The organism is Enterobacter sp. CPE_E863 (genome assembly GCF_046521465.1).
In the GTDB taxonomy this organism is placed as follows: Bacteria; Pseudomonadota; Gammaproteobacteria; order Enterobacterales; family Enterobacteriaceae; genus Enterobacter; species Enterobacter adelaidei.
This window is the reverse complement of the sequence record NZ_JBKFZX010000001.1, coordinates 35479-47483: the sequence shown is the minus strand read 5'-3', so window position 1 is coordinate 47483 and position 12005 is coordinate 35479. Positions and strand designations below refer to the sequence as shown.

The window sequence follows — 12005 nt, the reverse complement described above, 5'->3', positions numbered from 1 at the left end:
ACAGAGCACGCTGAAAAGCAACTGGCTGGAAGCGATCTGCTTTAACACCAGCCAGATGACTATCGTCACCCAATGTCGCTATAAGGATTTCTAGCTAAAATTTCGTTTATTTCTTCCTGTGCTCTTAAAGCCCATGATGGATTTAGCTTACTCATCAGTTGAACTACTCTGGGAAAAGCGATACGTCGCCCATCTACATGTTCAATGCGGTGTTCAAGTTCATACTGAAAAGCCATTTTGTAGATAACACCAGACATTATCCAATAAAGGAGTTCACTCAGGTTATCAGTTGACTTTCTTTCAAATCCAACCCCTCTCTCCTCATAAATATAATTATATTTATTCTTATCAAAGGACACATGAGGTCGGCCATCTCCTGGTGATGAATCGAAAACATATAAACTTTGTTTAGGCAGACCTATTTTAAAGCCCAATTCATAGATCTTTTCTCGAAGCTCGCTAATAGAACACAACATATCATTTGACATCTTTTATATAACCATTCTTTAAAAGCCAATCAACATTAACCCGTTCTTGCATATTTGGTAAAATTTGAATGCCGCCACCCGGCTCACCATAAGCAGGAGCTATTCTTTCAACGCTTCACGCCGTTCCGTATACATATGCACCGAACAGGCTTCAGCGCTCATTCCGGCACAGCTTTCCTTCTTATAGCATTCGTTTTCGGCTTTTACGTGCTCTTCGTCTTTTTGCTCCAGCGTCTTACCTTCAGACTGTGCCTGCGCAATATCACTGAGCGCATTATTCTCAACGGCCACAACGTGGCGGGTCAACAAAACATACCCTGTCCCTCAGTTTGCAAAGAAATGAGGTGATGCTTGGGTGGATTGGTGATGACAATAACTCCGTAGCTAAAAATGGTGCGCTGGCTCTGGCGGGCAAAAAAATCCTGCCAACTGTGGGCGGGATAGACACATTATTTTAGGTCCATAACTCTTTACCATCGGGTGATAACCATACAACTCCGGCAGGGGCTTTAACCAAAAACCACATGCCATACTCATCTAAATCATCATCTTCATCTTCATCTTCATCTTCATCTTCATCTTCACATGGATATGGTGGCCAAGCTGCTTGTACTATCTGTACTTGTTGCTCAACAGTACCCGATAAAAAAACACCATTCACCGCTAATTTGATTTTTTTCTCATTTAATAGTCTAGTCAATATACAAAAAAATATTTTCTTTCTGAAGGAGTAATTATCAGAAAGGTCAGCGCACTCAACACTGATATGTTGCCATATAGCCCCCATTGATAGGCCATAAGAACTTTTAATAACCAATGAACATATTTCACTAATATCTTTCATCATTTAAATTTAACCTCCACTCTTCTTCCGCCATTTATCGATGGAGTCATCAAATCTATAGTCCATTTAGCACCAGTCTGTTGCGCTGATGTTGAAAAATCTCTCAATGTTACAGTACTACCAGAAGACGGTCCTTCTGTAATTTTTACTGAGTACACATTACCTTTTCCGGGAACAACCTTAACCGATGGCATATTTTCTGATCCTGTAAGCTGCTTAAAGTAAGTCATGACATCAGCATCAGTGGCCCCTTAAATACAGGCGCACCTAAACTTAGGGAAGGTGCGAACAAGTCCCTGATATGAGATCATGTTTGTCATCTGGAGCCATGGAACAGGGTTCATCATGAGTCATCAACTTACCTTCGCCGACAGTGAATTCAGCAGTAAGCGCCGTCAGACCAGAAAAGAGATTTTCTTGTCCCGCATGGAGCAGATTCTGCCATGGCAAAACATGGTGGAAGTCATCGAGCCGTTTTACCCCAAGGCTGGTAATGGCCGGCGACCTTATCCGCTGGAAACCATGCTACGCATTCACTGCATGCAGCATTGGTACAACCTGAGCGATGGCGCGATGGAAGATGCTCTGTACGAAATCGCCTCCATGCGCCTGTTTGCCCGATTATCCCTGGATAGCGCCCTGCCGGATCGCACCACCATCATGAATTTCCGCCACCTGCTCGAGCAGCATCAACTGGCCCGTCAATTGTTCAAGACCATCAATCGCTGGCTGGCCGAAGCAGGCGTCATGATGACCCAAGGCACTTTGGTGGATGCCACCATCATTGAGGCACCCAGCTCTACCAAGAACAAAGAGCAGCAACGCGATCCGGAGATGCATCAGACCAAGAAAGGCAATCAGTGGCACTTTGGCATGAAGGCCCACATTGGTGTCGATGCCAAGAGTGGCCTGACCCACAGCCTAGTCACCACCGCGGCCAACGAGCATGACCTCAATCAGCTGGGTAATCTGCTTCATGGAGAGGAGCAATTTGTCTCAGCCGATGCCGGCTACCAAGGAGCGCCACAGCGCGAGGAGCTGGCCGAGGTGGATGTGGACTGGCTGATCGCCGAGCGTCCCGGCAGGGTAAAAACCTTGAAGCAGCATCCGCGCAAGAACAAAACGGCCATCAACATCGAATACATGAAAGCCAGCATCCGTGCCAGGGTGGAGCACCCGTTTCGCATCATCAAGCGGCAGTTCGGCTTCGTGAAAGCCAGATACAAGGGGCTGCTGAAAAACGATAACCAACTGGCGATGTTATTCACCCTGGCCAACCTGTTTCGAGTGGACCAAATGATACGTCAGAGGGAGAGATCTCAGTAAAAACCTGAAATAACGCCAGAAATGGTGGAAAAAATAGCCTAAATAGGCTGATTCGATGTGTTTGCGGGAAAAAAATCGGCCCAGATCCGCGAAATTTTAATCAGCGAGTCAGCTTGGGAAGAAATGACCTGCTTATTCGCACCTTCCCTGAATGTAACGATATATTTCATAGGAAGCATGTGACTTCTAAAGGGGGTTTTGATGAAAGCTGCGCACCTGGTCTGCCTGCTGGTTTGTCTGCTCTTCGCCGCGTTTGTCCATGCACAGGAAAAGGACGACCCGGCGAAAGAGGCACAAATAAAGCAGCAGGTCCTTAAAGATATTAAGAAAACCTGTACGCCACAGAAAAAGCAGAGCGATAAAGCCTGGCAGGAGATGATTTTGTCATCCGAGGCCAATCAACTCCTGATCAAAAACGCCATTACCGCCGTGAAGCGCGACAATCTGGACGCCTACTGGGCAGCGATTGGTCAGGTGGATTGTATGGAAGATTATTAAGTACGCCGCTACGTTTCCCATGACGAGTCTGGTTTAGGGCTCCAGGCTGCACGCCACAGGCAATCGACCCATGTTATGCTGGGAAAAAACCAACATAACAGGGGAGAACATGGGTTCCACACGTAAAGGGATGCTAAACGTCCTGATCGCCGCCGTTTTATGGGGAAGCTCAGGAGTTTGCGCGCAGTACATCATGGAGAAAAGCCATATTTCTTCGCCTTATCTGACCATGGTTCGCCTGCTGTTTACCGGCGTGATCCTGCTTACGCTTTCCTTTGTTCACGGCGACAAGATTTTCTCGGTCATCAAAAATCGAAAAGATGCCCTCAGCCTGCTGATTTTCTCGCTGGTTGGCGCGCTCACCGTGCAGCTTACTTTCCTGCTGACGATTGAAAAATCCAACGCAGCAACCGCCACCGTGCTGCAATTCCTGTCGCCGACCATCATCGTGGCGTGGTTTGCGCTGGCGCGGAAAAAGCGCCCTGGTGTTTTTGTCTTATCCGCGATAATGACGTCGCTTGTCGGCACGTTCCTGCTGGTGACGCATGGCGACCCGACCTCACTCTCTATTTCGCCTGCGGCGCTGTTCTTCGGGATCGCTTCCGCCTTTGCCGCCGCGTTTTATACCACTTACCCGTCAACGCTGATCGCCCGCTACGGCACGCTGCCGATTGTTGGCTGGAGTATGTTGATTGCCGGGGTAATGCTGACTCCGTTCTACGCCGGGCGCGGGACAACGTTTGTCATTGATGGCAGCCTGCTGCTGGCGTTCTTCTACCTGGTGGTGATCGGTACGGCGCTGACGTTCAGCCTGTACCTGAAAGGTGCGCAGATGATTGGCGGGCCAAAGGCGAGCATTCTGAGCTGCGCCGAGCCGCTGAGCAGCGCGCTATTGTCGGTTATCCTGCTGGGCGTGGCGTTCACCCTGCCGGACTGGCTGGGTACGCTGCTGATTGTGTCGTCGGTAGTGCTGATTTCGATGGATTCGAGAAGACGGGTTCAGACATCGGCGTAGCCAGATTCCCTCTCCCACGGGAGAGGGAGAAAACCACTACTTCGCTTTAACCTTACCCGCCACCAGCAGCGCCGTCAGCAGCATCAGCGTACCGGAAATCACCAGCGGTGACGTCAACCCCAGATGGTCGAGCGCAACACCGCCGATGGCAGCACCGCAGGTGTTCGCCAGCTGGATCACCGCCACCTGAATGGAACCGGCTTTTTCCGCCTGATCGGCCAGTGAGCGGGTGATCCACGTTGACCAGCCCACCGGCACCAGCGCAAAGGCAAAGCCCCAGATAATGGCAATCGCCGACGCCACCCATTTATCGCTACCCCACAGCACCAGTACCGTGGCACTGATAGCCAGCACCAGCGGTGCGCCCGCCAGCGCCACTTTCAGGGAGCGTTTCAGGAACTGGGACGAGAGTGAGGTGCCCACAAAACTGGCGATACCGAAACTCAACAGCACCAGCGTCAGGCCATCCACGTCAAATCCCGCCATGGTCATAAACACCGGGCGGATGTAGGTGAAGAAGGCAAACTGCCCGGCGAAAGACATAAAGATAGCAGTCATCCCCGCCAGCACACCCGGGCGCTTCAGCAGGCTGAACATGTTCTGTTTGTGATGCGCGGCTTCACCGGGCAGAGACGGCAGTGCTTTCCACACCCAGATAATGCACAGAAAACCCATTACCGCCGCCGCATTAAACACGTTTCGCCAGCCGATAATCCCACCAAGGAAACTGCCCAGCGGCGCGGCGATCACCAGCGCGATAGAGACCGCACCGAAGATAACGGACAACGCTTTTGGCACCGTGCGCGCGGGCACCAGGCGCATAGTGAGGGATGCTGACATCGCCCAGAAACCGCCCAGCCCTAATCCCAGGCAGGCGCGTCCAAGCAACAGCAGGGTAAAGTTATTGGCAAAAGAAACCAGCAGGCAGGAGAGCGTTAGCAGCACGCTAAACAGAATAACCACTTTGCGGCGGTCAATGGTACCAATCACCTGGGTGATAAACAGGCTGGCGAACATCGCCACAAAGGCAGTTACGGTAACAGACTGTCCCGCCACACCTTCGGAAATGCCCAGATCCTGCGCCATGGGCGTCAGCAGGCTGACCGGTAAAAACTCAACGGTAATCAGGCAGGCGACGCAGAATGCCACGGAGAAAACCGCCGACCAGTTCGGGCGTGAAACCTCTTTGGTCTGCGGTCTGGTCGTGGGCTGGATATGTTCTGTCATGGCGTCACCTGAAGATAAAAACGTGCGGAAAAGTCGCGCAGTTTATCATCAAAAGTGTGACGAATTTAACGATTTGACAACTTTTGTCGTTATTACAGGGGATCAGTGTAGGTAAAACACGCCCTCTTCCGGCAAGAAAAGTTGGTTGTAGCGTAGCTGGAAGGCATTAAGTTCCTGCAGATCGGGCTCGATCTCGCGCATAAAGCCGAGCGCGAGTCGGACTTGCGCATCGGTGATTGGCGCAGCCAGGCGGGCTTTACGCAGCATGCGGTGCCAGGTGTGCAGGTTCTCTTCGCTACCATCGACGATGCAGACCTGCCAGATCAGCAACACTTGTGCCGCGTTTTGCAGGTGCGCCTCGTCCGGGCGCTCAAGATAACGAATAAACTCATTCCCCGGCGTTTTGCCAAACTGGTCGATCATCGACTCAACGGGCATCGGGGTGATCCCCAGACGTTCGCTTAAGCGTTTGATGGCGCGTCGGGAATCCGAGGTCAGGATCCGAAATCCGACCACAAACACCACAGCAAGCGTTGCCAGCATTATCCAGACCATGCGTTCTCCTTAGAATAGCCGCTCATCATAGCGGGAAACACACGGCGTCAAAAGCGGGCAGAACCATAATAGTGAACTGAAAAGCGCTGGAAAAAGGGCAGGAAAGCCACTTTGGTTTTTATTGGGACGATTGTATATCCACAGTGTATGGTCAATGCCTGGCGGTAACAAATAATCACTTCAGGGAAAGAGCGAACATGTCCATAACAATCAGTGTCCTGCTGGAGAATCGGGCTAACCCCGGCGGTAAAAACTTACTGCGGGCCAAAGCAGGACTTAGCCTGTTTATACAGGATGAAAATGATTCCATTCTGTTTGATACCGGTCCTGATGATAGCTTCCTGTATAACGCTGCTCTAATGGGCATCGATTTGACCCGCCTGACCGCAGCGGTACTTTCTCACGGGCACTATGACCATTGCGGCGGCGTTCCGTGGTTACCGGATAATTGCCGGATCGTATGCCATCCCCACGTGGCCTGCGAGCGCTACTCGGCAATACCTTTTTTAGGGTATACCGCCAGACTAAAAAAATTGTCGCTGAATAATGATTATTCACGCTATCGCATGGAATACAGCAGTACCCCGCTTCAGATTGGAAAGCGTTTTATGTGGTCAGGGGAGATTCCTGTCGCCAAACCGCACGCATACGGTGTTATCGGCAGAAAAAAAGCGAATGCGGACTATGTAAAAGATGAAGGGGCTCTGATTTATAAATCTGACCTTGGACTGATCATTTTTATCGGCTGCGGTCACCGGGGTCTGATGGATATTGTGCGTCACTGCCAGAGCATAACTGGCATCAATCACATCCATGCAATTTTCGGTGGTTTCCATCTTCGCAGTGCATCACCTCGTAAGCTCTGGGCAGTCAGGCAGTTTCTACACGGCCTAAAACCGGACAAAATAATGGGCTGCCACTGTACGGGTAAATGGGGCAATTTGTGGTTGCCCGGCACAGTCACCCCGTCAACAGGGGATATTTTTGTTTTGGGGTAGGTCTTAACTCAGTTAATAAAAAAGCCCGGCGGTCAGCCGGGCAAAGAAGTCACCTGCACACTCAGGCTGCTTTCAATTTCTGCTTCTGCGCGTGGTTTTCGCGGCGAATTTTACGTTCTTCCAGCACCGCGACCATCGCCATCAGGACGATACAGCCGATCGCTGCCGCATCCAGCGCGGCGAAGGTGCCAGCCCAGCCGGTGAGGCCGAAAATTGGCGTGCCGTCGGCGATCATCCCCAGACCGAGCTTGGCGAAGCTATCACCAATCAGATAGGCGAAGGTGCCCTTAATCCCATCGGCAGCGCCGATCGCTTTTTTAGGTACGAAACCAACGGCGGCCACGCCGATCAGCAGCTGTGGACCAAACACCAGGAAGCCGAGCGCAAACAGTGACGCCAGGTACACATACTGGTTGCTGGCATGCTGGTAAACGCCCAAGGTGGCGATAATCAGCGCCAGCGCGATGCAGGCCACCAGCGCGCGACGGCCATTGGCGAGATCCGAGAGCCAGCCCCACAGCAGCGTGCCGACCAGCGCGCCCACTTCGAACAGGGTAAAGCCCTGAATCGCGACCTCTTTAGAGAGCTTCAGCTCCTGGAAGGCATACACGGTTGACCACTGGTCGATACCGATACGCACCACGTACAGGAAGATGTTCGAGAAGCAGAGCAGCCAGATCACTTTGTTTTTCAGCACGTACTCAACAAAGATCTGCCATTTGGTCATCTCGTTTTCTTCGGTCTCTTTATCCTCTTCGCTGATCTCCTCGCCAAACAGCTCTTCAGCTTTGCCGAGGCCATAAGATTCCGGGGAATCGCTGCCGAAGCGCAGACCGATAAAACCGACGATCAGGGCGATAATAGACGGGAAGATAAACATGCCGATCACATGGCCGTCGAACAGATAGTTGGCACCGAACAGCGCCACGCCTGCCGCCCCCGCACCACCGAGGTTGTGGGAGATGTTCCACATGCCAAGATACGAACCACGCTTGCGACGTGGCGTCCATTTGGTGATGGTGGAATAGCTGCAGGACCCGCCGGTACTCTGGAAGAAACCGCTCAGGGCGTAGAAGGCGATCATCAGGAACAGGCTAACCGAGCCCGCGCCCATGCTGGCGCTAAAGCCGAGCATACAGATGGCGGAGAGGATCAGCATAAACGGCAGGAACTGCTTGGTGTTTTTGCCGTCAGCGTAATAGGAAACCAGCGTTTTACCCACGCCGTAGGTGATGGAGAAGCCCAGGCCAATCATCCCCAGCTGCGTCATGCTCAGCCCGTAGGTGGAGATCATGTCGTTCTGCGCGATGTTAAAGTTTTTGCGGATCAGGTACATGGTCAGGTAGCCAATAAAGACCACCAGGTAGGACTGCATGAACGGTTTGAACCACATTTTACGCCGCACGTCGAGCGGCAGATCCAGGGTCGGCTTGCGCACCTGGTTTAAGAAGGCCAGCATGGTTTGCTCCTGAGCTGATTTTTATACCTGCGAATGGCAGGCATTGTAAAAATCAGCCGGGAGAGACGCCTGAGACAGCGTCCAGGTGAAACCGGGAATATTTCCTAGTTTTGCCCCATTCGGGGCGAAAAGGTGAGACGTATCACGCTTCGCGCGGTACCTGGGCGTGCAAAAATGGTAACAGCAGCAGAGCAGAAATCCCCGCCGCGATGGCGATCACCGCAAAGAAGCCGCTCCAGTGCCAGATGTCGATGACCCGCGCCAGCGGCCAGCCGGAGAGCGATGCGCCGAGGTAGGCAAACAGCCCGACAAAGCCCGTCGCCGCACCGGCCGCCTCTTTGTGCGAGCACTCCGCCGCCGCCATGCCGATCAGCATCTGCGGACCAAACACAAAGAAACCGGTGGTGAAGAAGCACGCCGCCTGCATCACGTAGCTGGCAAACGGCATCAGCCACAGCGAGCCAACCGAGAGCAAAATCCCGGCAGCAAAAATGAGATTCATCGGGCCACGGTTGCCGTTGAACAGCTTGTCCGATCCCCAGCCCGCCACCAGCGCGCCGATAAACCCACCCAGTTCAAACATGGTCACCGCCGAGTTGGCCGTCACCAGATCCACGCCAAGCGTCTCGGACATGTACAAATTACCCCAGTCGTTGATCGCCGCGCGCACCACGTAGACCAGCACGTAACAGAGCGACAGCAGCCAGATATAGGGGTTCTTCAGCACGTATTTGGTGAGGATTTCTTTGCGGGTTAACCCCGCCCCTTCCTGCTGCTGGGCAATTTCCATCTCATCATGACGCCAGTCACCCACCGCGGGAAGTCCTACGGTCTGCGGCCTGTCGCGCAAACGCCAGCAGAGGAACAACCCGGCGATAATCGCTAACCCGCCCGCAATCATCATGCCTGCACGCCAGCCGTAATGCAGCGCCGCTGCGCCGACGACGATGGGGATCAGCGCACCACCCACGTTATGCGCGGTGTTCCAGACTGCCCACCAGCCGCCACGCTCGTTGCGCGAGTACCAGGTGGTAAGTAATCGGGCACAAACCGGCGCGCCCCAGCCCTGGAAAAAGGCGTTCAGCGCCCACAGCAGCGCAAAAGCCCACAGCGAGGTGGAAAAACCAAACAGGATATTCACCACTCCCGTGGCAATCAGCCCGAAGCCCATAAAATAGCGGGCGTTGGAGCGGTCGCTGACGATGCCGGAGAAGAACTTCGACAGGCCATAAGTAATGTAAAACAGCGTCGCCAGCAGGCCGATATCGGTGCGGGCCATCACGCCGCTGGCGAGGATCTCCGGTGCGGCGGCGTTGAAGCTTTTGCGGGTGAAGTAGAACAGAGCATAGCCGAGCCAGATGGTGATCAGAATATGGCGACGCCAGTAACGATAGCGGGCGTCAATTTCATTTTTATCGCCGATCGGGGTGGCATTAGCCGGGGCTTTAAACATGGTAACTCCTCAGCGGCAAACTGACGCAGACGCGCGTTCCATGGGTGCAGGAGATATTCAGCGTGCCGCCCAGCGCCTTCACACGCTCGCGCATCCCCGCCAGACCAAATCCCTGCTGGCCGGAGCCCGGCGGCAGGCCGCAGCCGTCATCTTCAATTACCAGCATCAGACGCTCGTCCTGCTGCCAGGCCTGCAACGTTACCGCGCTGGCATTGGCGTGCTTCACAATATTATTCAGCCCTTCCTGACACACCCGAAACAGCGTCACACGCTGGCCTTCACTCAGCAGCGATTCTTCAATCCGCCAGTCGAGATGGCTGACAATCCCGCGACTTTCCAGCTCCATCTCGCGCATGAGCGATCGCACCGCCTGCTCCAGAGACAAATCATCCAGCTGGCGTGGACGTAACCTTCCGAGCAAACGCCTTACCGAGTCATACACACCCAGCGAGAGCTGTTCGATATGCGCCCCACCCTGCTTCACGCCGGCGTTTTCCGCCGCCAGACGCTGAACGATGCCCGCCTGCGTGCGGATGGCGGTAATGGTCTGGCCGATGTCATCGTGCAGTTCGCGCGCGACCTCCTGCCGTACGCTCTCTTCGGTTTCCAGCAGGCGTTCGGCCAGACGACGGTTGCGCGCCAGCTCGGTTTGCAAAGACTGGTTCAGTTCACGCAACCGTTGAATGCCCGCCCCGAGCAGCAGCCCGGTCAGGCTTTGCGCCAGCAGGGAGAGGAGTAAATCTACCGGATGATCGTGCCAGGTCTGGCTGGCTATCAGTGCAATGGCGTTCATCAGGGTGGCGATAAGCGCCCCTTGCCAGCCGTAGTGCCACGCAAGCGCAATAATCGGCAGGGCAAGACAAAACGGAGTAAAACGCGAGAGCTCAGCGGGCAGACCAAGCTGCAGCCACAGGCTTACCACAAACAGCAGCAGATACCAGATGAGGTGCCGTGCGCGCCAGTTCACGGGCTGCGAGACCAGTGCCGGACCGAGCGGCTGCCAGACGGTACTGGTGAGGTAATGCCAGATCACCAGACAGGTTGGCGCGAGCGTCAGGCCGCCGGTAAGGGTCAGTAGCAGAGCGTTGAGCATCTCTTTCTCGCCGACCCACGGGAGAGATTGCAGCAGCGCGGCGGCAATCAGCGCCGCCCCCTGACGCAACAGCGTGCGCCAGTCGCGCTGGTGGCGGTAGCGGGAAATAAGGGCAACAGGGAGAAGCGTGAGCAGGCTTCCGGTAATCAATAAGGGCAGATGCGCCAGCGCCACTTCCTGCGCCAGCCAGACCAGCATCAGCCATTCTGCGCCCAGCAAAACGGGCCAGTAGCCACGCGGGCACTGCAGCATTAACCCCAGACGCAGGCCGAACGGGAACAGCAGTACTGCCAGTTCCGGGCGCTCCACCAGATGCAGGCTGATGCTCCACAGGCAAAACCAGGCTGCAGAGAAGATAAAAAAGCTGGCGACGACGGCGATCAGCCGCGAAAGCACGGGGCTCATTGCCAGCTATCAAACATGCGGCGCGCCAGCTCGACGTCGTTGCTGACGTTGAGTTTTTCCATCAGGTTGGCGCGGTGAACGTGAACCGTTTTCGGCGACAGATCCAGCTCAGCGGCAATCTCTTTCACCGACATCCCCTGAGCGAGCTTCTCCGCCACCTGACGCTCGCGTTTGGTTAGCGGATCTTGTCGCCCGGCGGCCAGCTTGATGGCGATATCCGGCGTCAGGTAGCAGCCGCCGGTAGAGACGGTGCGCACGGCGGCGATCAGTTCGTCCGGGCTACAGCGTTTTGAAAGGAACCCGCGCGCCCCCGCATTGAGCGCCTGCTCCACCAGCGCCGGGCTGTCATGGACCGAAAGCATAATGATCGCCATTCCCTTCGGTAACTGACTCAGCAGTTCCAGTCCGGAGAGATCCGGCATTGAGATGTCACAAATACAGACCTGCACCCCACGTCCGGGTAAACCCGCCAGCGCCTCGCGCCCGGAGCCGAACTCTGCGACGACCTGAAAATCAGGTTCAAGGTTCAAAAGCTGAGCAAATCCGGAGCGGACGATAAGGTGGTCGTCGATAAGAGCGATGGTCGTCATGGCGCGTTCCTGGCGAGCAGATAAAAAAACGCGCTTACCTTAACGATAAGCGCG

Annotated in this window: 15 protein-coding genes and 1 pseudogene; 5 read left to right on the top strand and 11 right to left on the bottom strand. The window is 54.4% G+C overall.

Annotation, left to right across the window (positions count from 1 at the left end):
* Window positions 1-65 precede the first annotated feature (65 nt).
* From ACLHV8_RS00255 to ACLHV8_RS00235, 5 genes are all read right to left on the bottom strand, one after another.
* Window positions 66-488 (bottom strand): Imm63 family immunity protein, encoded by a 423-nt coding sequence (locus tag ACLHV8_RS00255; protein WP_410376731.1) that lies wholly within the window; start codon window positions 486-488, stop codon window positions 66-68.
* Complete coding sequence (locus ACLHV8_RS00250) at window positions 478-552, bottom strand: hypothetical protein (RefSeq protein ID WP_410377036.1); 75 nt, start codon at window positions 550-552, stop codon at window positions 478-480. The genes ACLHV8_RS00255 and ACLHV8_RS00250 overlap by 11 nt, the downstream gene beginning before the upstream one ends.
* A gap of 35 nt (window positions 553-587) precedes the next feature.
* Window positions 588-797 carry a hypothetical protein gene (locus ACLHV8_RS00245; protein ID WP_410376730.1) on the bottom strand — a complete coding sequence of 70 codons (210 nt, stop codon included), beginning with the start codon at window positions 795-797 and terminating at the stop codon, window positions 588-590.
* A 145-nt stretch (window positions 798-942) separates the two neighbouring features.
* Window positions 943-1335, bottom strand: coding sequence for a DUF596 domain-containing protein (locus ACLHV8_RS00240; RefSeq protein ID WP_410376729.1), 393 nt, complete (start codon window positions 1333-1335; stop codon window positions 943-945).
* Window positions 1332-1562 carry a hypothetical protein gene (locus tag ACLHV8_RS00235; RefSeq protein ID WP_410376728.1) on the bottom strand — a complete coding sequence of 77 codons (231 nt, stop codon included), beginning with the start codon at window positions 1560-1562 and terminating at the stop codon, window positions 1332-1334. The genes ACLHV8_RS00240 and ACLHV8_RS00235 overlap by 4 nt, the downstream gene beginning before the upstream one ends.
* A 115-nt stretch (window positions 1563-1677) precedes the next feature.
* Here ACLHV8_RS00235 and ACLHV8_RS00230 point away from each other — a divergent pair, with 115 nt between their 5' ends.
* The 4 genes and pseudogenes from ACLHV8_RS00230 to ACLHV8_RS00215 all read left to right on the top strand — a co-directional run bounded on the left by ACLHV8_RS00230 (window position 1678) and on the right by ACLHV8_RS00215 (window position 4171).
* Window positions 1678-2658 (top strand): IS5-like element IS5 family transposase, encoded by a 981-nt coding sequence (locus ACLHV8_RS00230; RefSeq protein ID WP_032636617.1) that lies wholly within the window; start codon window positions 1678-1680, stop codon window positions 2656-2658.
* Window positions 2595-2804 (top strand): annotated as a pseudogene (locus ACLHV8_RS00225) (hypothetical protein); the annotation flags it as partial. The gene ACLHV8_RS00230 and the pseudogene ACLHV8_RS00225, both read left to right, overlap by 64 nt.
* A gap of 55 nt (window positions 2805-2859) precedes the next feature.
* On the top strand, window positions 2860-3156 hold the full coding sequence (locus tag ACLHV8_RS00220; RefSeq protein ID WP_028017815.1) for a YicS family protein: 297 nt from the start codon (window positions 2860-2862) through the stop codon (window positions 3154-3156).
* A 109-nt stretch (window positions 3157-3265) separates the two neighbouring features.
* Window positions 3266-4171, top strand: coding sequence for a DMT family transporter (locus ACLHV8_RS00215; protein WP_028017814.1), 906 nt, complete (start codon window positions 3266-3268; stop codon window positions 4169-4171).
* 36 nt (window positions 4172-4207) lie between these two features.
* Here ACLHV8_RS00215 and nepI read toward each other — a convergent pair whose 3' ends face one another.
* Window positions 4208-5398, bottom strand: coding sequence for a purine ribonucleoside efflux pump NepI (nepI, locus tag ACLHV8_RS00210; protein ID WP_028017813.1), 1191 nt, complete (start codon window positions 5396-5398; stop codon window positions 4208-4210).
* 102 nt (window positions 5399-5500) lie between these two features.
* Window positions 5501-5953 carry a DUF1198 domain-containing protein gene (locus ACLHV8_RS00205; protein ID WP_028017809.1) on the bottom strand — a complete coding sequence of 151 codons (453 nt, stop codon included), beginning with the start codon at window positions 5951-5953 and terminating at the stop codon, window positions 5501-5503.
* Between the two features lie 197 nt (window positions 5954-6150).
* On the opposite strand from ACLHV8_RS00205, the gene ACLHV8_RS00200 reads away from it, so the two are divergent.
* Window positions 6151-6951: an MBL fold metallo-hydrolase gene (locus ACLHV8_RS00200; protein WP_128348490.1), complete on the top strand. Its 801-nt coding sequence runs from the start codon at window positions 6151-6153 to the stop codon at window positions 6949-6951.
* Between the two features lie 61 nt (window positions 6952-7012).
* Here ACLHV8_RS00200 and uhpT read toward each other — a convergent pair whose 3' ends face one another.
* From uhpT to uhpA, 4 genes are all read right to left on the bottom strand, one after another.
* Window positions 7013-8410 carry a hexose-6-phosphate:phosphate antiporter gene (gene uhpT, locus ACLHV8_RS00195; RefSeq protein WP_208595216.1) on the bottom strand — a complete coding sequence of 466 codons (1398 nt, stop codon included), beginning with the start codon at window positions 8408-8410 and terminating at the stop codon, window positions 7013-7015.
* A gap of 142 nt (window positions 8411-8552) precedes the next feature.
* Window positions 8553-9863: an MFS transporter gene (locus tag ACLHV8_RS00190; RefSeq protein ID WP_208595215.1), complete on the bottom strand. Its 1311-nt coding sequence runs from the start codon at window positions 9861-9863 to the stop codon at window positions 8553-8555.
* Complete coding sequence (gene uhpB, locus ACLHV8_RS00185) at window positions 9856-11361, bottom strand: signal transduction histidine-protein kinase/phosphatase UhpB (RefSeq protein ID WP_208595214.1); 1506 nt, start codon at window positions 11359-11361, stop codon at window positions 9856-9858. The genes ACLHV8_RS00190 and uhpB overlap by 8 nt, the downstream gene beginning before the upstream one ends.
* Complete coding sequence (gene uhpA / locus ACLHV8_RS00180) at window positions 11358-11951, bottom strand: transcriptional regulator UhpA (protein WP_028017804.1); 594 nt, start codon at window positions 11949-11951, stop codon at window positions 11358-11360. The genes uhpB and uhpA overlap by 4 nt, the downstream gene beginning before the upstream one ends.
* Between the last annotated feature and the right edge of the window lie 54 nt (window positions 11952-12005).

Excerpts from the sequence above, each read along its gene's own strand:
- ACLHV8_RS00255 (WP_410376731.1), bottom strand. The coding sequence starts at position 488 with ATGTCAAATGATATGTTGTGTTCTATTAGCGAGCTTCGAGAAAAGATC.
- ACLHV8_RS00240 (WP_410376729.1), bottom strand. The coding sequence starts at position 1,335 with ATGATGAAAGATATTAGTGAAATATGTTCATTGGTTATTAAAAGTTCT.
- ACLHV8_RS00235 (WP_410376728.1), bottom strand. The coding sequence starts at position 1,562 with ATGACTTACTTTAAGCAGCTTACAGGATCAGAAAATATGCCATCGGTT.
- ACLHV8_RS00230 (WP_032636617.1), top strand. The coding sequence starts at position 1,678 with ATGAGTCATCAACTTACCTTCGCCGACAGTGAATTCAGCAGTAAGCGC.
- ACLHV8_RS00220 (WP_028017815.1), top strand. The coding sequence starts at position 2,860 with ATGAAAGCTGCGCACCTGGTCTGCCTGCTGGTTTGTCTGCTCTTCGCC.
- ACLHV8_RS00215 (WP_028017814.1), top strand. The coding sequence starts at position 3,266 with ATGGGTTCCACACGTAAAGGGATGCTAAACGTCCTGATCGCCGCCGTT.
- nepI (WP_028017813.1), bottom strand. The coding sequence starts at position 5,398 with ATGACAGAACATATCCAGCCCACGACCAGACCGCAGACCAAAGAGGTT.
- ACLHV8_RS00205 (WP_028017809.1), bottom strand. The coding sequence starts at position 5,953 with ATGGTCTGGATAATGCTGGCAACGCTTGCTGTGGTGTTTGTGGTCGGA.
- ACLHV8_RS00200 (WP_128348490.1), top strand. The coding sequence starts at position 6,151 with ATGTCCATAACAATCAGTGTCCTGCTGGAGAATCGGGCTAACCCCGGC.
- uhpT (WP_208595216.1), bottom strand. The coding sequence starts at position 8,410 with ATGCTGGCCTTCTTAAACCAGGTGCGCAAGCCGACCCTGGATCTGCCG.
- ACLHV8_RS00190 (WP_208595215.1), bottom strand. The coding sequence starts at position 9,863 with ATGTTTAAAGCCCCGGCTAATGCCACCCCGATCGGCGATAAAAATGAA.
- uhpB (WP_208595214.1), bottom strand. The coding sequence starts at position 11,361 with ATGAGCCCCGTGCTTTCGCGGCTGATCGCCGTCGTCGCCAGCTTTTTT.
- uhpA (WP_028017804.1), bottom strand. The coding sequence starts at position 11,951 with ATGACGACCATCGCTCTTATCGACGACCACCTTATCGTCCGCTCCGGA.